This window comes from Enterobacter sp. Bisph1, from assembly GCF_000814905.1.
Taxonomy (GTDB): Bacteria; Pseudomonadota; Gammaproteobacteria; order Enterobacterales; family Enterobacteriaceae; genus Kosakonia.
This window is the reverse complement of sequence record NZ_JXAG01000032.1, coordinates 100,994-127,225: the sequence shown is the minus strand read 5'-3', so window position 1 is coordinate 127,225 and position 26,232 is coordinate 100,994. Positions and strand designations below refer to the sequence as shown.

At 54.1% G+C, this 26,232-nt stretch carries 25 protein-coding genes; 12 read left to right on the top strand and 13 right to left on the bottom strand.

Annotated elements, in window-relative coordinates:
- The first annotated feature begins 181 nt into the window (after window positions 1-181).
- On the top strand, window positions 182-1,048 hold the full coding sequence (locus tag RW65_RS07365; RefSeq protein WP_039056052.1) for a crotonase/enoyl-CoA hydratase family protein: 867 nt from the start codon (window positions 182-184) through the stop codon (window positions 1,046-1,048).
- Here the strand turns inward: RW65_RS07365 and pdeR are convergent.
- The 3 genes from pdeR to RW65_RS07350 all read right to left on the bottom strand — a co-directional run bounded on the left by pdeR (window position 1,045) and on the right by RW65_RS07350 (window position 6,563).
- Entirely contained in the window at window positions 1,045-3,036 is a 1,992-nt protein-coding gene (pdeR, locus tag RW65_RS07360; RefSeq protein WP_039056051.1) for a cyclic di-GMP phosphodiesterase, read from the bottom strand. The two genes, RW65_RS07365 and pdeR, sit on opposite strands and share 4 nt — an antisense overlap.
- A 298-nt stretch (window positions 3,037-3,334) precedes the next feature.
- Entirely contained in the window at window positions 3,335-5,269 is a 1,935-nt protein-coding gene (locus RW65_RS07355; RefSeq protein ID WP_039056050.1) for an exoribonuclease II, read from the bottom strand.
- Window positions 5,270-5,402: 133 nt separating this feature from the next.
- The gene (locus RW65_RS07350) at window positions 5,403-6,563 is read right to left on the bottom strand and encodes a CMD domain-containing protein (protein WP_039056049.1); all 1,161 of its coding nucleotides are present in this window, start codon (window positions 6,561-6,563) and stop codon (window positions 5,403-5,405) included.
- Here RW65_RS07350 and RW65_RS07345 point away from each other — a divergent pair.
- Window positions 6,562-6,747, top strand: a complete 186-nt coding sequence (locus tag RW65_RS07345) for a hypothetical protein (protein WP_039056048.1) — start codon at window positions 6,562-6,564, stop codon at window positions 6,745-6,747. The genes RW65_RS07350 and RW65_RS07345 overlap by 2 nt on opposite strands.
- On the opposite strand, the gene fabI is transcribed toward RW65_RS07345, so the two are convergent.
- The 8 genes from fabI to pspF all read right to left on the bottom strand — a co-directional run bounded on the left by fabI (window position 6,740) and on the right by pspF (window position 15,577).
- Complete coding sequence (gene fabI, locus RW65_RS07340) at window positions 6,740-7,528, bottom strand: enoyl-ACP reductase FabI (protein WP_039056047.1); 789 nt, start codon at window positions 7,526-7,528, stop codon at window positions 6,740-6,742. The two genes, RW65_RS07345 and fabI, sit on opposite strands and share 8 nt — an antisense overlap.
- Window positions 7,529-7,946: 418 nt before the next feature.
- The gene (locus RW65_RS07335; RefSeq protein ID WP_052250285.1) at window positions 7,947-8,900 is read right to left on the bottom strand and encodes a glycosyltransferase; all 954 of its coding nucleotides are present in this window, start codon (window positions 8,898-8,900) and stop codon (window positions 7,947-7,949) included.
- 318 nt (window positions 8,901-9,218) lie between these two features.
- Window positions 9,219-10,025 (bottom strand): putrescine export ABC transporter ATP-binding protein SapF, encoded by an 807-nt coding sequence (gene sapF, locus RW65_RS07330; RefSeq protein ID WP_039056046.1) that lies wholly within the window; start codon window positions 10,023-10,025, stop codon window positions 9,219-9,221.
- Between the two features lies 1 nt (window position 10,026).
- Window positions 10,027-11,019 carry a putrescine export ABC transporter ATP-binding protein SapD gene (gene sapD, locus RW65_RS07325; protein ID WP_039056045.1) on the bottom strand — a complete coding sequence of 331 codons (993 nt, stop codon included), beginning with the start codon at window positions 11,017-11,019 and terminating at the stop codon, window positions 10,027-10,029.
- Window positions 11,019-11,909, bottom strand: coding sequence for a putrescine export ABC transporter permease SapC (gene sapC, locus RW65_RS07320; protein ID WP_039056044.1), 891 nt, complete (start codon window positions 11,907-11,909; stop codon window positions 11,019-11,021). Before sapC ends, sapD begins: the two co-directional genes overlap by 1 nt.
- The gene (gene sapB / locus RW65_RS07315) at window positions 11,896-12,861 is read right to left on the bottom strand and encodes a putrescine export ABC transporter permease SapB (RefSeq protein WP_039056043.1); all 966 of its coding nucleotides are present in this window, start codon (window positions 12,859-12,861) and stop codon (window positions 11,896-11,898) included. Before sapB ends, sapC begins: the two co-directional genes overlap by 14 nt.
- Window positions 12,858-14,498 (bottom strand): ABC transporter substrate-binding protein SapA, encoded by a 1,641-nt coding sequence (sapA, locus tag RW65_RS07310; RefSeq protein ID WP_039056042.1) that lies wholly within the window; start codon window positions 14,496-14,498, stop codon window positions 12,858-12,860. Before sapA ends, sapB begins: the two co-directional genes overlap by 4 nt.
- A gap of 98 nt (window positions 14,499-14,596) precedes the next feature.
- Window positions 14,597-15,577 carry a phage shock protein operon transcriptional activator gene (gene pspF / locus RW65_RS07305; protein ID WP_039056041.1) on the bottom strand — a complete coding sequence of 327 codons (981 nt, stop codon included), beginning with the start codon at window positions 15,575-15,577 and terminating at the stop codon, window positions 14,597-14,599.
- A gap of 167 nt (window positions 15,578-15,744) precedes the next feature.
- Here pspF and pspA point away from each other — a divergent pair, with 167 nt between their 5' ends.
- The 7 genes from pspA to tyrR all read left to right on the top strand — a co-directional run bounded on the left by pspA (window position 15,745) and on the right by tyrR (window position 21,464).
- Window positions 15,745-16,413, top strand: coding sequence for a phage shock protein PspA (pspA, locus tag RW65_RS07300; protein ID WP_039056040.1), 669 nt, complete (start codon window positions 15,745-15,747; stop codon window positions 16,411-16,413).
- 52 nt (window positions 16,414-16,465) lie between these two features.
- Window positions 16,466-16,690, top strand: a complete 225-nt coding sequence (gene pspB, locus RW65_RS07295) for an envelope stress response membrane protein PspB (protein ID WP_039056039.1) — start codon at window positions 16,466-16,468, stop codon at window positions 16,688-16,690.
- Window positions 16,690-17,049, top strand: coding sequence for an envelope stress response membrane protein PspC (gene pspC, locus RW65_RS07290; protein WP_039056038.1), 360 nt, complete (start codon window positions 16,690-16,692; stop codon window positions 17,047-17,049). The genes pspB and pspC overlap by 1 nt, the downstream gene beginning before the upstream one ends.
- 9 nt (window positions 17,050-17,058) lie before the next feature.
- Window positions 17,059-17,295 carry a phage shock protein PspD gene (pspD, locus tag RW65_RS07285; RefSeq protein WP_039056037.1) on the top strand — a complete coding sequence of 79 codons (237 nt, stop codon included), beginning with the start codon at window positions 17,059-17,061 and terminating at the stop codon, window positions 17,293-17,295.
- 39 nt (window positions 17,296-17,334) lie between these two features.
- A complete protein-coding gene (locus tag RW65_RS07280) occupies window positions 17,335-18,732 on the top strand; it encodes a YcjX family GTP-binding protein (RefSeq protein WP_039056106.1) in 1,398 nt (465 codons plus the stop codon).
- A complete protein-coding gene (locus RW65_RS07275; RefSeq protein ID WP_039056036.1) occupies window positions 18,729-19,778 on the top strand; it encodes a YcjF family protein in 1,050 nt (349 codons plus the stop codon). Before RW65_RS07280 ends, RW65_RS07275 begins: the two co-directional genes overlap by 4 nt.
- Window positions 19,779-19,922: 144 nt before the next feature.
- On the top strand, window positions 19,923-21,464 hold the full coding sequence (gene tyrR, locus RW65_RS07270) for a transcriptional regulator TyrR (protein WP_039056035.1): 1,542 nt from the start codon (window positions 19,923-19,925) through the stop codon (window positions 21,462-21,464).
- A gap of 54 nt (window positions 21,465-21,518) precedes the next feature.
- Here the strand turns inward: tyrR and tpx are convergent, their stop codons facing one another.
- A complete protein-coding gene (gene tpx, locus RW65_RS07265; protein WP_039056034.1) occupies window positions 21,519-22,025 on the bottom strand; it encodes a thiol peroxidase in 507 nt (168 codons plus the stop codon).
- 117 nt (window positions 22,026-22,142) lie between these two features.
- On the opposite strand from tpx, the gene ycjG reads away from it, so the two are divergent.
- Window positions 22,143-23,108 carry an L-Ala-D/L-Glu epimerase gene (ycjG, locus tag RW65_RS07260; protein WP_039056033.1) on the top strand — a complete coding sequence of 322 codons (966 nt, stop codon included), beginning with the start codon at window positions 22,143-22,145 and terminating at the stop codon, window positions 23,106-23,108.
- On the opposite strand, the gene mpaA is transcribed toward ycjG, so the two are convergent.
- Window positions 23,099-23,812, bottom strand: coding sequence for a murein tripeptide amidase MpaA (gene mpaA, locus RW65_RS07255; protein ID WP_039056032.1), 714 nt, complete (start codon window positions 23,810-23,812; stop codon window positions 23,099-23,101). The genes ycjG and mpaA overlap by 10 nt on opposite strands.
- 188 nt (window positions 23,813-24,000) lie before the next feature.
- Between mpaA and RW65_RS07250 the strand changes: the two genes are divergently transcribed.
- Together RW65_RS07250 and RW65_RS07245 are read left to right on the top strand one after the other, a co-directional pair.
- Complete coding sequence (locus RW65_RS07250) at window positions 24,001-25,617, top strand: peptide ABC transporter substrate-binding protein (RefSeq protein ID WP_039056031.1); 1,617 nt, start codon at window positions 24,001-24,003, stop codon at window positions 25,615-25,617.
- A 262-nt stretch (window positions 25,618-25,879) separates the two neighbouring features.
- On the top strand, window positions 25,880-26,068 hold the full coding sequence (locus tag RW65_RS07245; protein ID WP_039056030.1) for a YdiH family protein: 189 nt from the start codon (window positions 25,880-25,882) through the stop codon (window positions 26,066-26,068).
- Window positions 26,069-26,232: the final 164 nt, after the last annotated feature.

Here is a 26,232-nt window from a genome sequence, read left to right as displayed (position 1 = left end):
AAGTCGAAAAACGAATAAATTCAATGATGCAGAAAAGAGTTTAAAAAGAGAAGGAAAAAAAACAAATCTCAAAAACGTCTATCCCGCAATTATATATTCATAACCTCACGCAAGGGCGGCTTCGCTGGTGGATTAGGCTTGCTGTGCGCGCTATGCGCTTTAATTCGTGGAGGATAGAACGATGACAGTTATCAACCAGACCACCTGCAAACTCTTTACCGATGACCAGCGCTTTACGCAACTTTGCGGTTATTACGAAGAGGAACGACGTACCGTATGGATGATGCTGCGCGCAAGGCCCAGACCGTGCTTCAACCACGCGCTGATCGAGGAGATCATGAATATGTCATGGCTTGTCAGACAAATGGGATTTGCGGTGGATTTCTGGGTTACCGGTTCCCTGGTACCCGGCATGTTCAATACCGGCGGCGATCTGCATTTTTTCGTAGATTGTATCAAGAACGGTCGACGTGAAGCCTTACGCGCTTATGCCCGCGCCTGCGTGGACTGCGTTCACGCCGCGTCGAGAGGCTTTGATACCGGTGCTATCTCGCTGGCGATGGTCGAAGGAAGCGCGCTTGGCGGCGGTTTTGAAGCCGCGCTGGCGCACCATTTCGTACTGGCGCAGCGCGACGCGCGGCTCGGCTTTCCGGAAATCGCCTTTAACCTGTTTCCCGGAATGGGCGGTTATTCGTTGGTAGCGCGACGGGCGGGGATGAAGCTGGCGGAGGATCTTATCTATAAAGGGGAATCGCACACGGCAGAATGGTATGAGCAGCAAGGGCTTATGGATCTCACGTTCGAATCCGCACAGGGATTCCTTGCGACGCGTACCTTTATCGATACGCTTCAGCCCCGGCTTAACGGCGTTCGTGCTATGCTGCGCGCCCGGCAACGGGTGTTACAGCTGCCGCGCAGTGAATTGATGGACATCACGGAAGATTGGGTCGAAGCAGCCTTCTGTTTAGAGCAGAAAGATATCGCCTATATGGAGCGGTTGGTCCTTCTGCAGAATCGACACACGGCGGTTGCCCTGAAAGCGGGCTAACGCGCTTTTCGTGCCTGATAACGTTTAAACCAGCGCTCGAATACGGCAGCGGGCATCGGTTTAGCAAAGAGGAAACCCTGCCGTTCGTTGACGCCATTCTTCGTTAGAAAGGCGTCTTCTTTAACATTCTCCACACCTTCGGCAATCACCTGCAAATTGAGCGCCTGCGCCACGGCGACAATCGCCCGTACCAGCGATTGGGACACCGGTTGTTTATGCACTTCACGCACAAAAGACTGGTCGAGTTTAATGGCATCAAGGGGAAAGCGTGCAAGCTGCGAGAGGGAAGAGTAGCCCGTGCCGAAATCATCCAGGTGCACCTGTGCGCCCAATTCACTGAACTGGTTAATTACCGACAATGCCAGCGTTTCGTTTTCAATCAGGCAGCTCTCCGTTAATTCCACATCGATGGGGCAATATTCAAAGTTGAGATCCTGGAGCGCCTGCTTCAAATCACTAAAAATAGTTTGATCAACCAGTTGCCGCGCAGAAACATTGACTGCCACGCGCACGCAAATCCCCATATCACGCCATTTCGCCACCTGGCGTACTACATCCAGCATCACCCAGCGCCCCAGCGGCACAATCAGCCCGGACTCTTCGGCGTAGGAGATAAAATCCAGCGGCGGGATTAAACCCCGCTCCGGCGATTGCCAGCGCACCAGCGCCTCAAGGCTTCGTACCTCGCCGCGCCAGGTGACCTTCGGCTGATAGTGGATAATCAACTGCTCTTTTTCCAGCGCTTTGCGCAAATTGGTATCGAGCCATAAATATTCAAACACTCGTTGATTCATCTCTGGCGAGAAGACGCAAAATTTGCCGCGGCCATTCTCTTTGGCGTTGTACATTGCCGTATCCGCATTGCGGATCACGCTCTCACGATCGTTGCCGTGCTGCGGCGCGAGGGAAATGCCCAGCGAACAGCCGCTGTAGATCTCAATTAATCCAATGCGAAAGGGCTGGCGTAAGCGGGTAAGAATGCGCGACGACATCGCTTCCAGCTGACTTTGTGACGTATTGGTGGCCAGCACAATAAACTCGTCACCGCCCAGTCTGGCAAGCACCTGGCCTTCCTCAAGGCAACTGAGAATGGCCAGCGCCACGGCCTGTAAAAGCTGGTCGCCAACCATATGGCCGTAGGCATCGTTCACTTTTTTGAAATTATCGAGATCGAGGTAGACAATTCCCACCTGGGTATCGCCGCGGGCATCAATCGCCTCGCTAATCAATTCATGGATCGCATTGCGATTGGGTAAACCGGTTACCGTGTCGGTGTTGGCAAGAACCCGCAGCCGCTCCTGTGCGCGCCGCTCTTCGGTAATATCCGTCCCTGAGCAAATAAGAAAAATTTCATTCTTGCCGCTGCCACTGTGGACAAATTTATTGCGAAACAAAAAGAGCCGCTGGCCTTTACGGGTTTTCACCCAGCGCTCGACTTCGTAAGGGGTTCCGTTAAGAAAAAAACCGGAGATATTGCGCCTTGAAGCCGTGGCTTCACTACGGCTCATAAACAGCTTAAATACGTTTTGCCCGATAACCTCTTGCTCTTTCATGCCGGTATACTCTTCGCTCAGGCGATTAAAGCGCTGAATCTTACCGTGTTTATCGAGGATGACGATCACCGAGTTCGCTTCCGAGACAACCTGTTCTGCAAACGAGAGTCCCTGCACCAGATCGCGCGCGACGGCGCGAGTATCGTGCCAGGCTGACGCGCTGCCCGCCCACGCCTTACGGGAAATTTTCCTGCCGACCAGATGGACGGCAATAGTATCGCCAAATAAAGAGAGATGCATTGAGAGGCTGGAAGTAATCACCGTCATTTCGCGGATCTGCGCCGCTTGTTCTTCACTAAGCGCCACCACCTGGCTGACGTCGGCATGTTCATCGGGGGCAAAATGCAGCGCGTTACTGTCGGCGGTTAAGCGCCAAAAGGGGCTTGTTGAGCCTAAATATCGATACAGCAGATTCTGTTCCTGCAAGTCTTTCATGCTCTCTCCCAGTCCACATAAAAGCGCAACGGATAGATGATTTGTAGACGGATCTCCGCCGGTAAAAGAGTGCTGACAGTCAAAAGCTATTGTTTTTTCGAAGAATTTTTACAAACCAGACCTGGTAACGGAAACAGAACGACAAAAAAGACATAAATCCGCAGTAAACAAACGGTTGCCTCTGTTTTTATTGTGGTCGTTTTTACGGGAATAGGGAAAGAATAGCGGAAAAATGCGTGTTATATCTCAACAGCGAGTCGGCGTCTTCCAGAGCTGAAAGACGCCATAAAGCAAACTGTTACAGCACCGGGCGGGCGATGACGCTGCGGGTTTCCATCCGGACTTCGGCAATAGTGACATCTATAACGTCCGTCACTTTAAATACCGTTTCACCTTTAATTTGCACCGTGCCGTTTTCCTGGCTGCAGACCAGTTCATCACGCACAGCATGGATAAACGGAGCCGGAATAAACGCCACGGCGCCATTATCCACCAGCCGCACGCGCATACCGCCGCGGCTGACATCGATAATCTCCGCCGCGAAGCGGGTATCGGTGCCGGCTTTGTTTTGCAGGAAGCGAGCATACAGCCAGTCACCGACATCGCGTTCCGCCATGCGATTCAGGCGACGGCGCTCGGACATCTGCACGGTAGCATCTTCCTGCGGGCGTTTCGGCGTTTCGCCTTTGATAATCGCTTTCAACAGGCGATGGTTAATCATGTCGCCATATTTACGAATCGGCGAAGTCCAGGTTGCATACGCATCCAGCCCGAGGCCGAAGTGCGGACCGGGTTCGACGCTGATTTCCGCAAAAGACTGGAAGCGGCGAATACGGCTGTCCAAAAAGCCCGACGGCTGTGCGTCAAGTTCGCGGCGTAATTTGCAAAAGCCTTCCAGGGTCAGCACTTCTTCGGCATCCACATGCATCCCGTGAGTTTTCAACATCGCAGCAAGCTGTTCACTGTTTGCCGGGTCGAAACCAAGATGCACGTTATAGATACCAAAGCCGAGTTTGTCGCGCAGCACGCGTGCGGCACAGATGTTGGCGGCGATCATCGCTTCTTCAACGATGCGATTCGCGATGCGACGCGGCTCGGCGACAATATCCAGCACTTCGCCTTTCTCGCCAAGCACGAAGCGATAATCCGGGCGGTCTTTAAATACCAGCGCGTGATTTTGACGCCACTGGGCGCGCAGCTGGCTCACACGCTGCAACAGACGGATCTGCGCGGCGATAGCCTCATTGGTCGGCTGCCAGCTGCCTTTGTTTTCCAGCCAGTCGGAAACATCGTCATAGGCCAGTTTCGCTTTCGATTCAATTGTTGCGACAAAAAATTCGATATTGTCTTTAATCGCGCCTTCCGCATCGAGCGACATGCGGCAAATCAGCGCAGGGCGCACCTCATTGGCACGCAGTGAGCATAGATCGTCGGACAATTCGCGCGGCAGCATCGGGATATTGAACCCCGGCAGATAGTTGGTGAAAGCGCGGATCTTCGCTGCATTGTCGAGTTTGCTGCCTTCGGCAATCCACGCGGTGGGATCGGCAATCGCCACCGTCAGCTGCAGTTCGCCCTCGGCGCTCTCTGTAACGTACAGCGCATCGTCCATATCTTCGGTGCTGGCGCTGTCGATGGTGACAAAATCCAGCGCGGTCAAATCCACGCGCTGCAAACCGTCATCCAGCATTTCGGTTGCCGCACCGTTTGGCGCTTCTTTTTCCAGATTATGACGGGCGAGGGTAACCCACCAGGGGGCGAAATGATCGTCGCCGACGGTAATGAACTGCATCAGATCCGCATAAAAACCGCGATCGCCCTTCAGCGGGTGACGGCGCATCTCGGCTACGGCCCAGTCGCCCTCTTTGAAATCATGCTCAACGCCACGTGCGGCGCGGCAGGGAATAGCATCTTTTAACAACGGATGATCCGGCACAATCGACAGACGGTCGTCTTTCTTTTGTACTTTGCCAACAAAACGGGTCAGAAACGGCTCGACCAGCTCTTCAGGCTCCGCGCTTTCACGGTCTTTATCGCTGTGGATGACAGCAATAATTTTATCGCCGTGCATCACTTTTTTCATTTGCGGCGGCGGAATGAAGTAGCTTTTTTGCGCGTCGACTTCCAGAAATCCAAAACCTTTTTCAGTGCCTTTGACAACACCTTCCGCACGCGGGGTTTGGGAATGAAGTTGCTGTTTAAGCTGCGCTAGCAGCGGGTTATCCTGAAGCATAATTATGTATTTTCGTGGCTAAAAGAGCGGCTGACAGTTTTACGCGATTCTTCCTGCTGCGGCAAGCGCTGTTTCTGTAAAATCGTGTCGGGTGATCGGCGGCTACACCGCCAGCGCTGCGCCTTACAAGCCATCACGACGGGCATTTCCCGAGAGCAATATGCAGGCGATTAAGCCAGCCGTTCAGCGCACAGGAGATCAGTAAATCGATCGCCGCCTGGCGGCTAACGCCTTGCTCGAGTAGCTGTGAAAAGTGAGCCGGACTAAACCGATCGGGGGCGCAGGTAAGCAGCTGCACTGCTTGCATCAGGGCGCGCTCTTTACCCATTTCAGCCAGCGTACGATTTAATGCCTGGCTGCCCGTGCGTAGTGCTTCCACCAGTGCCATATCCAACGTGTTTTGTTGCAGATGCCAGGAAAAACAGCTGCTGCTGCCGTTGATCCGCGCCGTGTAGGCCGCCACCAGCCCGCTAAGTCGCTTGTTTGGCGTGCGCTGAGCAATATGCTGACAAAGCGCGCCGAATTCATTAAGGAGCAAATGTTCATGGGCCAGCAGCGGCGCGAGCCGACGCAATTCTGCCAGCGGTTGCCAGCGCGCAAGGGTATCCATTTGCGCCGTGCTGGCGAGGCGTAAATCGGCAACATCGATGCCCGGCAGCCATTTCGTCTCGCCAGGGCTGAATAGCGCAGCATCGGCTTCTTGCTGTCTCTCCATGCCGGGGATAATGCGCACCGGCTGCCCGCTCATCGCCTGCAGCACGGCAATGACGCGTGCCTGGAAAGCCACAAAACCAATTATCTGATTAATCACCACCAGATCATAAAACGTCAGACCTACATCTTCTAACTGCTGACGCGCACGCGAATCGATCACCGAAGGTGACGCGGCAAGCTGACGGGCGTGTTGGGTAATTTGCGCTAACCGATAGTTACTCTCGCGGGTAGAATCCGGGCCTGATAAGGGTGCAAGGCGCGCGGCGTAGTGATTGCACAGACGTTGCACGCCAAAGACTTGCGCCGCCGTCAGCGCGGTGCTGAGACGATCGTAGGCGCTGAAGGTGCGTAAACGGCTGAGGGAAACACGCGGCGGAAAGAGCAGGGCATATATTTTTCGCGCTGGCGAAGCGATGCCCTCAAGGGCGAGTTTGGGTTTATCTGCCAGGTCGAGGTCAAGCAGAAAAGGATCGCTGACGGTGGCCGCTTCGGGAACCAACGGTAGCGCGTTCGTCCGGCTGGCGCTTGACTGGGTCTCATGATACCAGTGGCTTTTGCCTGCAATCCGGCGTTGTTCCATGGTCGTTCCTTGGTCTGAAAGTGGCGATCCGGATACGACGGCATGTCTGGGCGCCGGATCTGTTTTGCTGCTTAATCCTGGCGTAATGGCGATGAGGGATAAAAGAATGTTAGGTGATAATAAATATCAGAAAGGCATATCGAAAAACGCCCCTTCATCAGAAGGGGCGTTGGGGATTATTTAATTTCCAGCTCGTTCATCGCCGCGATGTTGAAACCGCCGTCGACATGAACCACTTCACCGGAGATACCGGCGGAGAGATCGGAGCACAGGAACGCGGCAGAGTTGCCCACGTCTTCGATGGTGACGGTACGGCGAATCGGCGTAACCGCTTCACAATGCGCCAGCATTTTACGGAAATCTTTAATACCGGAGGCGGCCAGCGTACGGATCGGACCGGCGGAGATACCGTTAACACGGATGCCTTCCGGGCCCATCGCGTTCGCCATATAGCGCACGTTGGCTTCCAGAGAGGCTTTCGCCAGGCCCATCACGTTATAGTTCGGGATCGCACGTTCAGCGCCGAGGTAGGAGAGGGTCAGCAGCGCGGAACCTGGGTTGAGCATTTCGCGGCAGGCTTTGGCCATCGCAACAAAGCTGTAAGAGCTGATGTCGTGAGCGATTTTGAAGCCTTCGCGGGTTACCGCGTTAACGTAATCGCCATCCAGCTGATCGCCCGGTGCGAAACCGATGGAGTGAACGAAGCCATCGAATTTCGGCCAGCTTTTTGCCAGGTCGGTGAACAGGGCATCGATGCTTTCATCTTTTGCGACATCACATTCCAGAACGATGCTGGAACCCAGCTGGGCGGCAAACTCTTCAACGCGGCCTTTCAGCTTGTCATTCTGGTAGGTGAAGGCCAGCTCCGCGCCTTCGCGATGCATTGCCTGCGCGATACCGTATGCGATGGAGAGTTTGCTGGCAACGCCAGTCACCAGAATGCGCTTACCGGAAAGAAAACCCATAGCTTTAATCCTTATATTCATTGCTTATTATGCGCCTTGTAAATCATAGCGTTACAGGCAGCATTTCAAAATAGTGCGAAATTATATCCCACTCACGACCCTTTGTGTCACGCTATTTCTCAGGCGTTTCTCGCGGCTGAGGTCCCGAAAGCTGCCACGGGAGCGCCCCGGCAAAGGGAGTGGCTAAAGTTGCAGCAGAGATGCCGAATACGTATAGCGGATAAAAATACACTTTTACCTTTTCATCTCTGCCAGCACTGCTCCAGTATATCACCGGCTAACAGGTTCGCCTCATCCAACCAGAGAGAAAGGATCGCTACTTTTACAGCCGTTTTTATTTCAGCTCACGGCTGGGTATGAATCTGTTATTACCACCCTTTACCCGTACGCGAATTCTGTCACCCGACCAGCACAGGGGTTATTTTTTCTTCAGCCGGACAACGGTATTGAGATATAAAGGCAACATCACAATTTGTACTTTACGGGACGCTTTAAAGTAATAAATAAAAGGCAGCAGCGCTGCACGTAACGATTTCTGTTCGGATAAAAGGAGTTCTGCGCCTTCGTTTCTCACCAGCGTATATTTGATGAAGTTGAAAATTCTTTGCATGGTCGGAAAGAGCGTTTTTTTTATCTCTTCTTTGCCTTCCGCCAGCTGTGCAAGAGATTGAGCAGCATAAACTAAATCAATTAAATCCTTTTGTCTGAAGGTTTGCGTGATACTTTTTTTATGATAGCGATAGCCTATCAGCGATTTATTAATGCCATAAATGACTTTACTCTGCAAATAAATAGCCGGAATGGTGCTCATATCCTCGTACAATCTACCGACAGGGAACGCAATATTAAAATCACGGGAAAAAGAAGTCTTATATACTCGCGCCCAGGGATACCACTTGCAGCGTTTAAATGCTGGCGTCAGTTGTTGAACGGATGTAATCTCTATTCTACCCGAAAATACTGAGCTATCAATATGTTCGACAATATTTGAAACCGTACCTTCGAATTGATTGGCGTTGAATTCGACGATATCAATGGTCGAGTCATTAATTATCGGTAAAATTTCATCCCAGAAATCAGGATAAAAGAAATCATCAGAATCTAATAAGGCAATATATTCCCCTGTGGCAGCGGCTATTCCTTTATTTCTTGCTACTGAGAGTCCGGCATTTTTCTGATGAATAACCATGATGTTGTCATGATTCTGGGTTAAACGATCGATAATCGCTGGGCTGTCATCCATGGAGCCGTCATTAACAATAATAAGTTCAATATCGCCCGTTAAATGCGGAAAGATAGAGTTAAGGCATTCAGCAATGTAATCACGTGAATTATAATAAGGAACGATAATACTCAATTTAATCTTACGCATTAACAATGCCTTACTCCTCAAATCTGCATGATGTTCAACACTCTTGCAACTTTGGGGTTTCTTTTACGCGCATAACGCGAGGTTCAGGCGCGCGTTATGAACCGCCAGGCATTATTTTATAAGCAGCAGACGACAAAAATTTGGCGCAAAAAATAATCTTTTATTGCAAGAAAAATATTCACCTGGTGAAAACAGGATGATTATTTAGTGAATAATTAACCCTTCAAAGCATTGTGCCATGAAAGTATTATTTCCCGCATTGAAGATTAACACCCGGCGCTCAGATTGTGCGCTGCCGGGTGAGTTAATGCAGTGACATCAGCGGTCTTTTCGCCATGCATCGGCGGTTAACGCCTCGCCAAAATGGCCAGCGATAAGGCGTTTTGTTAAATCATGCAGCGGCGACGCGAGCACATCGGCGGTACTGCCGCGCTCAACCACTTCCCCTTGATGCATCACCAGCAGTTGATCGCTGATATGTTTCATCATACCGATATGCTGAGTGACATAAATATATGAAATACCCTGTTTTTCCTGTAACTCCAGCATCAAATTAATTAATTGTGAACGCATCGACATATCCAGCGACGCCAGCGCTTCATCAGCAATAATGACTTTGGGGCGCAGGATCAGCGCCCGTGCCAGCCCGAGACGCTGTTTTTGCCCCGGTGCCAGCATATGCGGGTAATAACTAACATGATCCGGTAGCAGACCGACCATGCGCAGGGTTTCAAGAATGCGCTTGCGTCGCGCTTCCGGCTCAAGTTCCGTATTCAGCCGCAGCGGGAAATCGAGAATTTGTGACAGGCGCTGGCGCGGATTAAGGGAGGTAGTCGGGTCCTGAAAAATCATGCGAATATGCTGGCTACGAAAGGTGTAATCGCCGTAACGCAGCGGCTGGTCGTCAATAACCAGTTCACCCGCTGAGGGCTCGATCATCCCGGCCAGCATTTTCGCCAGCGTCGATTTGCCGGAACCGTTCTCGCCGATAATCGCCAGCGTTTGGCGCTCACGCAGGGTAAAACTCAGCGGTTTAACCGCTTCCACCGTCTGGCGGCGAAACCAGCCGGTGCGGTAGCGGAAGGTCTTACTCAGGTTGCGCACTTCAAGTAATGTTTCGACCATCTTATTCACTCTCCATATTCAGCGGGAAATGGCAGGCGAAGAGATGGTTTCTTGCTCCGGCTAACCGCGGTGTTTCCACACATTTACGCTGAGCGTAAGGGCAGCGAGGCCCCAAACGGCAGCCAATGGGCAAGTGCTCCAGCAAGGGGATCGCGCCGGGCATCGTATTCAGGCGACTTTTATGTGGCATTGCGCTGCCGAAGTCTGGAATGGCGCGGATCAGCGCCTGGGTATAGGGATGATGCGGCGTCGCAATCAGCTCTTCGCTGGGGGCAGTTTCGACGGTCTGGCCGCAATACATTACATTGATGCGGTCGGCCCATTTGCTGAGCATTTGCAGATCGTGGCTAATCAACATAATGGTGGTGTTGTTATTCTGATTAAGCCTGTCGAGCAGACGGAAAATCTGCGCCTGCGTGGTTGGCTCCATCGCGTTGGTGGGTTCATCGGCAATCAACAAACGCGGCTGGTTAGCCAGCGCGATGGCAATCATCACTTTCTGACATTCACCTTCCGTCAGCTCGTAAGGGAAGCTGCGCATGGCATCTTTATGATCTTTAATCCCCACGCGGTGCAGCAGCTCAATGGCGCGGCGCTTACGCCAGCCGATCCGTTGCCACCAGCGGCCTTTCCACGTCCAGCCGGGGATATTCTGCATCAGCTGTTTGCCCACGCGTTCGGAGGGATCGAGACACGATTGCGGTTCCTGGAAGATCATCGACACGTTGTGGCCGAGCAGCTTACGCCGCTCGCGGGCGGAGAGGCGCAGCAGATCGATATCGTCAAAGCGCATACGGTCTGCGGTAACGCGCCAGTTATCTTTGGTCACGCCGCAAATGGCTTTGGCGATTAAACTTTTCCCCGAGCCGGATTCACCCACCAGACCGCGGATTTCACCTTCCGCCAGCGTCAGGCTGATGCGATCAACGGCTTTTACCCAGTCATCACCGGTTTTGACTTCGATGGTCAGATTACGAATATCAAGAAGCGGCATTATTCCACCTCCGCCACAATCGCACGGCGGATCCCGTCGCCCAAAATATTAATCAGCAGCACGCTCACCATAATCGCCGCACCCGGCAACATCACGGTCCAGGGCGCAACGTAAATAAGCTCCAGCGCATCGCCAAGCATTGCGCCCCATTCCGGCGACGGCAGCTGTGCACCGAGGTCGAGAAAACCGAGAGCCGCAATATCAAGTATAGCCATCGACAGCGCGCGGGTAACTTCTGTCACCATCCCGGCGGTAATGTTCGGCAGCACGGCAAACCACAAAATATTCAACGTCGACGCGCCATCCAGGCGGGCTGCAACCACATACTCTTTTTCCAGTTCATCATGCACCAGGCTATAGACCGAACGCACCATGCGCGGCAGCAGCGCCAGCCAGACGGCAAACATGGCGTGGGAAAGATGCGGGCCGAAAAATGCCACCACAATAATCGCCAGCAGCAGCGAGGGAATCGACAGCAGGGTATCAAGAATATGGTTTAGCACCGCAGAACGCAGGCCATGGGTCGCACCGGCAAAAACGCCAAGGCCCAGCCCACAAAGGGTTGCCGCGAGCGTTACGATAAATGCGCCGCCCACGGTGGGCGCCGCGCCGCTCAGTATACGGCTTAATACATCGCGCCCTAAATCATCGGTGCCGAGGAAAAAGGAGACATCGCCATAGCGCGACCAGGAGGGCGGCAGCAGCTGATAACCGAGGAACTGCTGGTCAATGCCGTAAGGGGCAAACCAGTGACCGAACAGACACAACAGCGCCAGCGCGCCGCAGCCATACAGGCCGATCATCGCCGCAGTATCGGCATAAAAATTGCGCCACGCGGTACGCAGCGTGCCGGGCGGGCGCTTTTCGCTGTAGACGTTATCGTAAGGCATACCATTCCTTATGTTTCAACGGATTGGCCAGTGCGCCGAGAATATCGGAAAGCACATTAACAATAATAACCAGCGAGCCTATCACCATCACACCGGCGGAAATCGCCGCATAATCCTGCTGGCGAATCGCGTTAATCATCCAGCGCCCAAGCCCAGGCCAGCTAAAGACCATTTCGGTGATCATCGCCAGCGTCAGCATGGTGGAAAACTGCAGCCCCAGACGGGGGATAACCGGTGGCAACGCGTTATGTAACACATGGCGGCGCAGAATGGTAAAACGCGAAAGACCGCGCGTAGCCGCCGCTTTGATGTAGTTCTTATCGAACACCTCGGTAGTGCTGATACGCATCAGGCGAATCACTTCTGTCGTGGGCACCACCGCCAGGGTTAACACCGGCAATACGAGGTGGCGCAAGGCGCTTATCATCATTTCGTCGCGCCAGGGCGAATCGGACAGCCACGCATCCACTAACGAAAAGCCGGTGACCGTTTTCACTTCATACAGCAGGTCGAAACGGCCGGAAACCGGCAGCCAGCCGAGATTAAGGGAGAAAAAGAGCGTCAGCAGCAGCGCCAGCCAAAAAACCGGAATCGAGAAACCCAGCAGGGCAAAGGCGCTGATTGCTTTATCCTGCCACTTGCCGCGCATCACCCCGGCGTACATCCCAAGGGGAATGCCGATAATGAGCGCCGCGCCAAACGACAGCAGACACAGCTCCATGGTGGCGGGAAAGACCTCTTTGAGCTGCTCCGAAATCAACTGACCGTTAATACTGGAAACGCCAAAATCCCACTGCAGCAGGCCGTTAAACCAGAACACCCAGGCATTCCACAACGAAGCGCCCTGTAGCGGGGCATGCGGGGTGAAATAGCTGAGGCTAAAGCCGACAAAGGTGAGTAAAAATAGCGTGACCAGCAGTAATAGCAGGCGGCGCAGAGTGAAGATAATCATGGCGGTGATACCTCTTGTTTTTCCCGCGATACACCGGCAAAAGAGGCGCTGCCGAACGGGCTCAGCACCAGCCCTTTAATATCATAACGATAGGCCTGCAAGCGCAGGGAAGAGGCCAGCGGCAGCACCGGTAGTTCGCGCGCCAGAATCTGTTGCGCTTCATCATAATCATCAATTCGGGCGGCAAGCTGCTGGGAAGCGAGCGCTTTTTGCAACACCTCGTCAAATTCGCGATTGCACCAGTGGGCAAAATTGGTCTGCGAGTTGATTGCCGCACAGCTCAGCAGCGGGCGGAAGAAACTGTCCGGGTCGTTACTGTCCGTCGCCCAACCGGCGAGGGTTAAATCATGATTCATATCCATCAAACGCGCTTCCTGGAAGCGACCTTCGACCGGGACAATCACCACTTTCACGCCCACCTGAGCCAAATCCGCCTGGATAAGCTCGGCGGTTTTCAGCGGACTCGGGTTCCAGGGCTGCGAACTGGTCGGCACCCACAGCTGCAGCGTCAGATTCTCCACCCCCAGCGCTTTTAAACGCTCGCGGGATTTTGCCGGATCGTACTCCGTTACGCGGGCATCGTTATCGTAGGCCCAGGAGGCGCGGGGTAAAATTGAGGCGGCGGTTTCTGCGGTGCCGTAGTAAATCGACTGCATCAGACGCTGGTTATTGATCGACAGGGCCAGCGCATGACGAACATCCGGGTTATCCAGCGGCGGTTTATTGGTGTTAAACGCCAGATAGGCAATGTTCATCCCCGGGCGCAGCGTCAAACGTAAACGCGGGTCGTCGCGCAGAATCGTTAACTGGCTGGCGGCAGGCCAGGCCAGCACATCGCACTCGCCGGTGAGCAGCTTCGATAAACGGCCGGTGCCGCCGGAGCCAAGATCGACCACCACCTGTTGCATCAAAGGCTTACCGCGCCAGAACTTCTCGTGACGTTGTAACCGAATATATTGCCCCGCGCGGTATTCATCCAGTTTATAAGGTCCGGTTCCGACCGGTTGTCGATCTAACTGTTCCTGACGATCGCTCTTTTCCAGCTGGCTGGCATATTCCGCGGACATGATCGAAGCATAATGAGTTGCCAGATGCCATAAAAAGGAGGCGTCCGGTTTTTTCAGGCGAAACTCGACGGTACGGTTATCCAGCTTGCGTACGCTGTCGACAGAGTCGGCAAACTGCAAACTGTCGAAATAGGGGAAATCATCGCCGTTAACGTTATGCCACGGATGGTTACGCGAAAAGATGCGTTGAAAGGTGAACACCACATCATCGGCATTCAGCGAGCGGTGCGGCGTAAACCATGCGGTTTTCTGGAAAGGCACACCCTCGCGCAGACGAAAACGATACGTTGCGCCGTTATCCAGCACTTCCCAGCTTTCCGCCAGCTCTGGCACCAGTCGGTAGGTATAGGGATCGACATCCAGTAAGCGGTCATAAAGCTGTGCCGCCAGCGTATCGACAATCAGACCGCTGCTCACTTTTTGCGGATTGAAGGTGTCAACCTGGCCATTAACGCAGTAGACAAAGCCGCTGTCGCGAATATCCGCTTGCTGAGGAAGCGGTGGCGCTGCCTGCGCAAATCCTGTCGCCAGGCTTGCGGTCAATAGCAGAGAAGAGAAAACCAGACGCATGCTTTTTTCAACGTATTTAGATTCATGTGCAAAGTGTATCGCACTTGCTATGGCTTCGTACAAATGTCTGCTAACGACTGCTGCTATTGTCGACGATTTCAATTAATTTGATGTTTTTTCAACAGCGCCCGCAGCTGATGATAGGTGAGGCCGAGCAATTCGGCGGCGCGTTTTTGGTTGAATTTTGCCTGCTGCAGGCTGGCTTGCAGCAATTCCCGCTCTTGCTGGAGCTGAAACTGACGTAAATCCAGCGGCAGCGTCGGCTGCATCGCGTTTGCCGTCGCAACGGGTGTTTCACTGAGGCTTTCACGGTTAAAGGGATCGAGGATGATGGAATCCAGTGGGGTATCGCTGCTGCCGTGGCGGTAAACGGAGCGCTCGACAACATTTTTAAGCTCGCGAATATTACCCGGCCAGGCGTAATTAAGCAGCACATCGCGGGCATGATCCGTAAAGCCCGGGAAGAGGGGTAACTTCAGTTCACGGCACATTTGAATGGCAAAATGATCCGCCATTAACATGATGTCACTCTGACGCCGCCGCAGCGGGGGAAGCTGCACGACATCAAAGGCCAGCCGGTCGAGCAGATCGGCGCGGAATAAACCGTCCGCCACCATTTGTGGTAGATCGGCGTTGGTGGCGCAGATAAGCCGTACGTTGACCTGCAACGGCTGGCTGCCGCCCACGCGTTCCAGCTCGCCATACTCAATCACCCGCAACAGTTTCTCCTGCACTAACATCGGTGCGGTGGCCAGTTCGTCAAGAAACAGCGTTCCGCCATCGGCGCGTTCAAAACGGCCAGGATGGCGTTTTTGCGCGCCGGTAAACGCCCCGGCTTCATGACCGAAGAGTTCGGAATCCAGCAGATTTTCATTTAACGCCGCGCAGTTAAGGGAGATAAATGGCCCTTGCCAGCGGGGCGAGAGGAAGTGCAGGCGGTTGGCAATCAGCTCTTTACCGGTGCCGCGCTCGCCGATCACCAGCACCGGCTTATCAAGGGGGGCAAGGCGTGAGACTTGTTCCAGCACCTCAATAAAGCTGTTGGCTTCGCCGAGCAGATTATCTTTAGGTTCCGTCATGATGAAATTCGCCACATGTTAGTGAGATTAACTACTGTAGCCCAGGTTAGCGTTGGGGTAAAACGATTGATAAGCTTTAATTTCAATAACATAAAAAGTTGGCACGAAGATTGTAATAACACAGCAGCAGGGCCTTGCCCGATTACATAAATCAAGAGGAACAGATTATGGGTATTTTTTCTCGTTTTGCCGACATCGTGAACGCCAACATCAATTCGCTGCTGGAAAAAGCCGAAGATCCGCAAAAACTGGTGCGCCTGATGATTCAGGAGATGGAAGACACGCTGGTTGAAGTGCGTTCGACGTCCGCTCGCGCGCTGGCAGAGAAAAAGCAGCTGTCGCGTCGCATTGAGCAGGCCAGCGCGCAGCAGACCGAATGGCAGGAGAAAGCTGAGCTGGCGCTGCGTAAAGAGAAAGACGACCTGGCGCGTGCGGCGCTGATTGAGAAGCAAAAACTGACGACGCTTATCGCTTCCCTCGAAGAGGAAGTGACGCTGGTGGACGAAAGCCTCACGCGGATGAAAAAAGAGATTGGCGAGCTGGAAAATAAACTCAGCGAAACCCGCGCCCGTCAGCAGGCGTTAACCTTACGTCACCAGGCGGCCAGCTCTTCCCGTGATGTTCGCCGTCAGCTCGACAGCGGTAAAATCGATGAAGCGATGGCACGTTTTGAGTCCTTTGAACGTCGTATCGATCAGATGGAAGCCGAAGCGGAAAGCCACGGTTTTGGTAAACAGAAAACGCTGGATCAGCAGTTTGCCGAGCTGCGTACCGATGATGAAATCAGCGAGCAGCTGGCGCAGTTGAAAGCCAAAATGAAGCAGGATAATCAATAATAAAACGGCGGCATCAGAAGATGCCGCGCATCATTCGCTGTAAGGAGTACACATGAGCACGCTTTTTCTGGCTATTCCCCTGACACTGTTCATTTTGTTCGTGTTGCCGGTCTGGTTATGGCTGCATTACAACAACCGCACATCGCGCAGCGAACTGCATCAAAACGAGCAGCAGCGGCTGGTGGAGCTCGCACAAGAGGCAACCCGCATGCGCGAACGTATTCAGGCGCTGGAAGATATTCTTGATGCTGAGCATCCGAACTGGAGAGACCGCTAATGGCGACACTGGATCTGAATAAAAAACTCTGGCGAATCCCTCAGCGCGGCAAAATCGGCGGCGTCTGTGCCGGTATCGCCGAGTATCTGGATATTCGCGTTAAAGTGGTGCGTATTCTCGCCATTCTGGCGATGTGTTTTGGCCTGTTTTTCTTTGTGGTTGCGGCCTATATCGTGCTGTTCTTTGTGCTCGATCCGCAGCCGGAAAACTACGCCGAAAACGCCGATGCGCCAGACTACCGTGCATTGCTTGAAACCGTTGACGCCGAGCTTTCTGCCGGTGAAACCCGTTTGCGTCAAATGGAACGTTATGTCACCTCAGACACGTTCTCGCTGCGCAGCCGTTTCCGCAAGCTTTAGGAGAGAAAGATGAATCAACGTTGGCAACCCGCGCGTCGCAGCGTTAAACCCGGTTTGCAGATTGTCGGCAAGCTCGCACTGCTGGCGGCCCTGCGTTTCGGTCCGGCTGGCGTTGCGGGATGGGCGATAAAATCCGTCGCGCGCCGCCCGTTAAAAATGGCGCTGGCGTTTGCGCTGGAGCCTTTGTTAAAACGCGCCGCGGATAAATTTTCCCGCCGCTTTATCAGTGAAAACCATTTAAAATAAAGCTTTACGGCTACAGCTTTAAGGCAAAACGCAATGGCGATGGATCGACTTCGTACAGAATTTAACGCGCTGGTTAACCGTGGCATGGATCGGCATCTGCGCCTGGCGGTAACCGGCCTGAGCCGCAGCGGCAAAACCGCCTTTATCACTGCGCTGGTCAATCAACTGCTCAATCTCCATGCCGGTGCGCGTTTGCCGCTGCTTAGCGCGGTGCGTGAAGAGCGGCTGTTGGGTGTGAAACGCGTTCCGCAGCGCGATTTTGGGATTCCCCGTTTTACCTATGACGAAGGGCTGGCGCAGCTTTACGGATCGCCGCCGGTCTGGCCTACGCCCACGCGCGGCGTCAGTGAAATCCGCCTGGCGCTGCGTTTTCGCTCCAATGACTCGCTGCTGCGCCATTTCAAAGAAACCTCCACGCTGTATCTGGAAATTGTCGATTACCCCGGCGAATGGCTACTGGATTTACCCATGCTGGCGCAGGATTATCTGAGCTGGTCGCGGCAAATGAACGGGTTGCTGCAGGGGCAGCGGCTCGGCTGGTCGCAGAAATGGCGCAATCTATGCGCCGGGCTGGATCCGCTGGCTCCGGCGGATGAAAACCGCCTGGCAGATATCGCTGCGGCGTGGACCGACTATTTATATCAATGCAAACAGGAAGGATTGCATTTTATCCAGCCAGGCCGTTTTGTGCTGCCGGGCGATATGGCGGGCGCGCCGGCGCTGCAGTTTTTCCCGTGGCCGGACGTTGACGCCACCGGTGAGGCAAAACTGGCGCAGGCGGATAAGCATACCAACGCCGGGATGCTGCGCGAGCGTTACAACTACTATTGCGAGCATGTCGTTAAAGGCTTCTATAAAAACCACTTCCTGAAATTCGATCGCCAGATTGTGCTGGTCGACTGCCTGCAACCCCTCAATAACGGGCCGCAAGCTTTCAACGATATGCGCCTGGCGCTCACCCAACTGATGCAGAGTTTTCACTACGGGCAGCGCACGCTGTTTCGCCGCCTGTTTGCGCCGGTTATCGACAAGCTGCTCTTCGCCGCGACCAAAGCCGATCACATTACGATTGATCAACACGCCAATATGGTGTCGCTGTTGCAACAACTGATTCAGGACGCCTGGCAAAATGCGGCGTTTGAAGGCATCAGTATGGATTGCCTTGGGCTGGCCTCGGTGCAGGCGACGCAAAGCGGTTTGATTGAAGTGAATGGCGAAAAAATTCCGGCGCTGCGTGGCCACCGTTTGAGTGATGGCGCGCCGCTAACCGTCTATCCGGGCGAAGTGCCGGCGCGACTGCCGGGCCAGGCGTTCTGGGATCGGCAAGGGTTTAATTTTGAAGCTTTTCGCCCGCAGACGCTGGACGTGGATACGCCGTTGCCCCATATCCGTCTCGATGCGGCGCTGGAGTTTTTGATTGGAGATAAATTGCGATGACCGAGCCGCTAAAACCGCGAATCGATTTCGCCGGACCGCTGGAAACGGAAAACAGCGTCGTGTTTAAGCGCGCGCAGACCTTTGATGACCAGCAGGCGGAAAATTTTGCCCCTGCCGCGATAGACGATCTTCCCGAGGAGGGGCAAGCGGAAGCCGTTGTTGAGGCCGCGCTACGCCCGAAACGTAGCCTGTGGCGAAAAATGGTCACCGCAGGCTTAGCCCTGTTCGGCGTCAGCGTGGTGGGGCAAGGCGTCCAGTGGGCAATTAACGCCTGGCACACCCAGGACTGGGTTGCCCTCGGCGGGTGTGCTGCTGGCGCATTGATCATTGGCGCGGGCGTGGGTTCGCTTGCCAGCGAGTGGCGGCGGCTGTGGCGCTTACGCCAGCGGGCGCACGAGCGTGATGAAGCCCGTGATTTACTGCACAGCCACGGCGTGGGCAAAGGGCGCGCGTTCTGTGAAAAGCTGGCGCAGCAGGCGGGCATCGATCAGGCGCACCCGGCGCTGCAGCGCTGGTATGCCGCCATACATGAAACCCACAGCGATCGTGAAATCGTCAGCCTGTATGCCCATCTGGTGCAGCCGGTGCTGGACGCGCAGGCGCGGCGGGAAATTAGCCGTTCCGCGGCGGAATCGACCTTAATGATTGCCGTCAGCCCGCTGGCGATGGTGGATATGGCGTTTATCGCCTGGCGTAATCTGCGGTTAATCAATCGTATCGCCACGCTGTATGGTATTGAGCTTGGCTATTACAGCCGCCTGCGTTTGTTCCGCCTGGTGTTACTCAATATCGCCTTTGCTGGTGCCTCTGAACTGGTACGGGAAGTCGGCATGGATTGGGTATCGCAAGATTTAGCCGCCCGGCTTTCCGCCAGAGCCGCGCAGGGCATTGGTGCCGGGTTGTTAACCGCGCGCCTTGGCATCAAAGCGATGGAGCTGTGTCGACCGCTGCCGTGGCTGGCTGATGATAAACCGCGCCTCGGCGATTTTCGCCGCCAGTTAATTAGCCAGCTTAAAGAGACGCTGCAAAAACGACCGGCTGCATAAAAAAGCGGCGCTGCGCGCTTAACGTTACAGCGCCGCGCCGCTTTTTGCGCCATGCTGTCAATATTTGTTGACAGAAATCTTCCTGCTTTCGCTGAAGTGGCTTATCATCCATTAAATATGTGTATGAACAGGGGTGATATTCCCATGCGTCTTGAAGTTTTTTGTGAAGACCGGCTTGGTCTGACCCGCGAATTGCTGGACTTACTGGTGCTTCGCGGCATCGATCTGCGCGGGATTGAAATCGATCCCGTCGGGCGAATCTACCTCAATTTCGCCGCGCTTGAATTTACCACTTTCAGCAGCCTGATGGCCGAAATCCGCCGGATCCCGGGCGTAACGGATGTGCGTACCGTGCAGTGGATGCCGTCCGAGCGGGAACACCGCGCAATGAGCGCGCTGCTGGAAGCGTTGCCGGAACCGGTATTGTCGCTGGATATGAAAAGCAAAATCGAACTGGCGAACCCGGCGAGCTGCCAGCTTTTCGGCCTTGACGCGGACAAGCTGCTCAGCCAAAACGCCGTGCAGCTGATAGCTGGCTTTAACTTTCAGCGCTGGCTCGAAGGCAACCCGCAAACCTCCCATAACGAGCATGTGGCTATTGCCGGGCAAAATTTTCTGATGGAAATAACGCCGGTGCATCTGGAAGGCGAGACCGGCGAACCGGTGCTGACGGGGGCGGTGGTGATGTTGCGATCGACCATTCGGATGGGACGGCAATTACAAAATATCAGCCAGCAGGACCTTAGCGCGTTCAGCCAGATTGTTGCAGTGAGCCCAAAAATGCGTCAGTTGGTGGAGCAGGCTCGCAAACTGGCGATGCTCACCGCACCGTTGCTGATCACCGGCGATACCGGGACCGGTAAAGATTTACTTGCTCACGCCTGTCATCTCGCCAGCCCACGGGCGGCGAAACCTTACCTGGCACTGAACTGCGCCTCGATTCCGGAAGAGTCCGTTGAAAGCGAGCTGTTTGGTCACGCGCCGGAAGGCAAGAAAGGCTTTTTTGAGCAGGCGAACGGCGGTTCGGTGCTGCTGGATGAGATCGGCGAAATGTCGCCGCGCATGCAGGTGAAACTGTTGCGCTTTCTTAACGATGGCACTTTCCGCCGCGTCGGGGAAGATCATGAAGTGCATGTGGATGTCCGGGTGATCTGCGCTACACAGCGCAACCTGGTAGAGTTGGTGCAGAAGGGGCTCTTTCGCGAGGATCTCTACTATCGTCTCAATGTGTTAACGCTCTCTTTACCGCCGCTGCGCGATCGTCCGCAGGATATCATGCCGCTCGCCGAACTGTTTGTGGCTCGTTTTGCCGATGAGCAGGGCGTGCCGCGGCCGAAACTGTCCCATGATTTGCATCAGTTGCTCACCCGTTATGGCTGGCCGGGCAACGTCCGTCAGCTGAAAAATGCCATTTACCGGGCCTTAACTCAGCTCGACGGATATGAACTGCGCGCCCAGGATATTCAACTGCCGGATTATGAGGCTACATCGGTGCCGGTCGGTGAGGATGCCATGGAAGGATCGCTGGATGAGATTACCGGCCGTTTTGAACGTTCGGTGCTGATTCAGCTTTATCGCAGCTACCCAAGTACGCGTAAGCTGGCGAAACGGTTAGGGGTTTCCCATACCGCCATTGCCAATAAACTGCGGGAATATGGCCTTAGCCAGAAGAAGGGCGAAGAGTAAGACGAGTAAAAAGCAAAAGCCTCCTTGCGGAGGCTTTAAAGACTTTAGCGAAAGTTAGCCTTTCAGCACGTCCAGCGCGGCCGCGTAATCCGGCTCGTTGGTGATTTCATTGACCAACTGGCTGAATACTACCGTGTCGTTTTCATCAATCACTACCACAGCGCGCGCGGCCAGGCCTTTCAGCGCGCCATCAGCGATGCCAACGCCGTAATTTTCGAGGAAGTCAGCGCTGCGCAGCGTAGACAGTGTGATCACATTGCTCAAACCTTCCGCACCGCAAAAACGGGACTGCGCAAACGGCAGGTCAGCGGAAATGCACAGCACCACGGTGTTGTTCATTTCGGTCGCCAGCTGGTTAAATTTACGCACAGAGGCTGCGCAAACACCGGTATCGATACTCGGGAAAATGTTCAGCACTTTACGTTTACCAGCAAACTGGCTCAGCGCAACGTCAGACAGATCTTTCGCCACCAGCGTGAAGGGCTGCGCTTTTGCGCCAGCCTGCGGAATTGCGCCTGCAACGGGAACCGGATTGCCCTGAAAATGAACGAGTTGTGACATATTATCTTCCTGTTTACATATAGTTAACGTCGGCGCTAGTGTATGCCATCCGCGGAGATCACGGCAAACCAAATTTCATATCTATACTGGTTTACATCAGCGGCAAAGGAGCGAGTAATGAGAAGCGTCAAAGTATATGAAGAGACCTGGCCGCTACACACGCCGTTTGTGATTTCGCGCGGTGCACGCAATGAAGCGCGCGTGGTGGTGGTGGAACTGGAAGAGGACGGTATCAAGGCCGTTGGCGAATGCACGCCGTACCCGCGCTATGGCGAGAGCGAAGCCTCGGTAGTGGCGCAAATCATGACTATTATGCCGCAGCTGGAAAACCGTCTTACGCGCGAAGCGCTGCAAACCTTGCTGCCGCCCGGCGCGGCGCGCAACGCCGTGGATAGCGCACTCTGGGATCTGCAGGCGCGCAAGGCGGCGCTCACCCTTGCCCAGGCCGTTAACGTCAGCCTGCCGGAAACCATTATCACCGCACAAACGGTGGTGATTGGCACGCCGGATCAGATGGCGGCCAGCGCGGCCGCGCTGTGTGAAAAAGGGGCCCGGCTGTTAAAAATCAAACTCGACGATCATTTGATCAGTGAAAGGCTGGTGGCAATCCGGGCCGCTGCGCCTGAGGCCACGCTGATTGTCGATGCCAATGAGGCCTGGCACAGTGAAGGCCTCGCCGCCCGCTGCCAGTTGCTGGCGGATTTGGGCGTCGTGATGCTTGAACAACCTTTGCCGGCGGGTGATGACGAGGCGCTGAGCAATTTTATTCATCCTTTACCGATCTGTGCTGACGAAAGCTGTCACACGCGGGAAAATCTGGCGAGCCTGCATGGCCGCTATGAGATGATCAATATTAAGCTCGATAAAACCGGCGGATTAACCGAGGCGCTGGCGCTGGCGCAGGACGCTTCCGCGCAGGGCTTCTCTTTAATGCTTGGCTGTATGATCTGCACCTCGCGCGCCATCGCGGCGGCGCTGCCGCTGGCCAACCGCGTGCGCTTTGCCGATCTCGACGGCCCAACATGGCTGGCGGTGGATGTTGAACCGGCGCTGAGCTTCAGCACCGGTAAACTTCACCTTTGAGGATCCCAGTGCAGCAGCGCCGTCATGGCTTCCAGGTATTGCTCGCTGGCCTGATCCGCGGAAACCGGCGGGAACTCCACGGTGATGCAGTGCAAATTAATATCGGCGCACCAGCTGCCAAAGGATCCCGGCGTTTCATACCCAACGCTGCTGACTAACGGCAGGGAAAAGCGCGCCGACAACCATTGTCCTAGCGCACTTTTATGCGGATCTTCAACGCAGGCCAGCGGATCGTGGAACGATACCACCCACGCCGGGCGAATCGCGTGAATAAGCTTGCACAGTGCCTGGGTTTCCGGCTCCGAGCCGGGTGCGTCGCCCGTTTGTAGCACCACATCACGCGCTTCTGCGGCGCTGTTCCAGCGATAGACAGTTTCACCGGATTTCCAGTTCGCGGCCGGAAAGTTGCGGTTAAGATCCACGCCGTTCGCATTAGCGCGCAAACCGAGCTGACAGCCGTCCGGGTTAACCGCCAGCACAACATGATGGTGGCGTAAATCCGCCTTCAATGTGCGTAGCGCACAGGAGAGGGTAACAACGGAAGAATTTTCATCCCCATGCGTCCCGGCGATGATAAGCCCACTTTCTCGGGTGGCAATCGGCGCGGGAAACCACAGCAGCGGCGCGCCTAACAGCGAGCGGCCAAATTCTTCACGACCAATGGAAAATGCGCCTCGTTGAGCGCGCGGGCGGGTGGCTGGCATAAAGGTCCTTTTATTATTGTTGGCTTACAGCAAGTGTTAAGCATAAAGCGATGCCGCGCAAATCATGCCACGGGGGAGAAACAGGCGTCCAGCGTCAATTTTCCCGCACAGCAGGTTTGCATTCTCCCAAGTTAAAACAAATAATTACCTCATCTTTCGCCGGGAAAACAGACCAATAAGGGGATCCCATGAAGCATCGAATTTCAGCCCTCAGCTGTGCGCTATGGCTGTGTGGGTTTTCAACGCTTGTACATGCTGCCGATGTGCCGCCGGGTACTAAACTGGCGGCGAAACAAGAGGTTGTGCGCCATCTTAAAGATGAGCCCGCATCGGTAGATCCGGCTAAAGCGGTGGGATTACCAGAGATCCAGGTTCTCCGCGATCTGTTTGAAGGGCTGGTGAACCAGAATGAGAAGGGCGAAATTATTCCGGGCGTTGCCAGTAAATGGCAGAGCAGCGATAACCGGACCTGGGTTTTTACCCTGCGTGATAACGCCCGCTGGTCCGATGGCTCGCCGGTAACGGCGGCGGATTTTGTCTATAGCTGGCAGCGGTTGGTTGATCCTAAAACTACATCGCCTTTTGCCGGGTTTGCTGCGCTTGCCGGTATTAGCAACGCCAAAAATATTGCCGATGGCAAAGGCGCGGTGGATAAACTCGGCGTCAGCGCCATCGATGCGCGCACGTTGCGGGTGCAGCTCGATCGCCCTGTGCCGTGGTTTCCCAGTTTAGCCGCCAGCGTTGCCTTTTACCCGGTACAAAAAAACAATGTGCAGAGCGGCGCAGACTGGACGCGTCCTGGTCGGCTGGTCGGCAATGGCGCCTATGTGCTGGCCGATCGTGTGGTCAACGAAAAGCTGGTGCTGGAACGCAATAAAAACTACTGGGATAACGGGAAAACGGTTATTCAGAAAGTCACTTTCGTGCCTATCAATCAGGAATCCGCAACGACTAAACGCTATCTGGCCAACGATATCGACATCACCGAATCGTTCCCCAAAAACCTCTATCAGAAGCTGCTGAAAGATATTCCCGGCCAGGTCTTTACGCCCCTGCAGCTGGGTACCTATTACTACGCATTTAATACCCAGAAAGGGCCAACGGCCGATCCCCGTGTGCGCCTTGCGTTAAGTATGACTATCGACAGAAGGGTGATCGCCGAGAAAGTGTTGGGTGCCGGGGAAAAACCAGCATGGCGCTTCACCCCGGATGTGACTGCCGGCTTCACGCCGCAGCCGTCACAGATTGAAACGATGAGCCAGGCGGAACTCAACGCGCAGGCGAAAACACTGCTGCAGGCGGCGGGTTATAGCGCGCAACGTCCATTGAAACTGAAGCTGCTGTATAACACTTCGGAAAACCATCAAAAAATTGCCATTGCCGTCGCGTCGATGTGGAAAAAGAATTTGGGTGTGGATGTTCAGCTGCAAAACCAGGAGTGGAAAACCTATATTGACAGCCGTAACAGCGGCAACTTCGATGTGATCCGTGCGTCTTGGGTTGGCGATTATAATGAACCCTCTACTTTCCTGACCCTGCTAAGCTCGAGTAACAGCGGTAATATCTCGCGCTTTAACGATGCGGCATATGACAAGGTACTGGCGCAGGCGACGCAGGAAACCGACATCAAAGCACGCAACGCGGACTATAACCAGGCGGAACATATTCTCGCAGAAAAAGCGCCTATTGCGCCGATTTATCAGTACACCAACGCACGGTTGATCAAGCCGTGGCTGAAGGGTTATCCGATTAATAACCCGGAAGATGTCGCTTATAGCCGGACGCTGTATATCCTTCAGCACTGATAAAAAAATCCCCTTACGTCACGGGAAGTAAGGGGAAACTCATCGATTACGGGATGCTTCCTGTCTTTAGCAGGAGTGGTAAAAATTTTACTTAGGTAATGTGAGGGGAGGATGGAGAAAATAAGGAGACGCCCGTAGGGAATTTTTCATTAAAAAACCGCTTCGTTGGCAGAAAGAATGCCGCCTCTTTTACGATTTTGGTCAAAAAAGAACCACTGAATTGTGCTATAGTGGTCAGGTTTTCACCAACCAAGAGGATACTATGGAAACTGAATTGGACCCAACCCAACTGGCCATTGAATATCTGCGCCGTGATAAAACAGCACTCACTCCAGCGGAATATCTTAAGAAACTGAAACTGTTGCGCCTTGAATTTGAGGATTTGCTGACGCTGTCCCACAGCGAACTAAAAGAAGAGATTGATTTTGCCTGGCGACTGGGGATTCACTAACTCAGCAATATCGCTACAAGGCGCCCGTAAGATGGGCGCTATTTTTTTGTCTGCTGCACCGGCAGGTGAAGCAAACGCTAAACGCAGTGAATATCTTCTATTCGATATCGCGTCTTATTTCAAAAATATCATATAAAGTAAGAATTGTTCATTATTATCGCCAT